Genomic DNA, 215 nt, shown 5'->3' on the forward strand with positions numbered 1-215 from the left:
CATGTTGACGATGATGAGGCTAAGCGATTGTCTGACAAAGCCGTTGTGATACGGTGGCATGAATTGTTTAAAGGCAACGCCGTAACGCAAAAGTTTGCCAACGGCGAACCGACGATGATGAGGCTAAGCGATTGTCTGACAAAGCCGTTGTGATACGGTGGCATGAATTGTTTAAAGGCAACGCCGTAACGCAAAAGTTTGCCAACGGCGAACCG

The 215-nt window shown here is 48.8% G+C and carries 1 pseudogene; it reads left to right on the top strand.

The features are described 5' to 3' along the window. Positions 1–108 (top strand): annotated as a pseudogene (locus CEX98_RS23405) (transposase); the annotation flags it as partial. Positions 109–215: the final 107 nt, after the last annotated feature.

The organism is Pseudoalteromonas piscicida, assembly GCF_002744175.1.
In the GTDB taxonomy this organism is placed as follows: domain Bacteria; phylum Pseudomonadota; class Gammaproteobacteria; order Enterobacterales; family Alteromonadaceae; genus Pseudoalteromonas; species Pseudoalteromonas piscicida_B.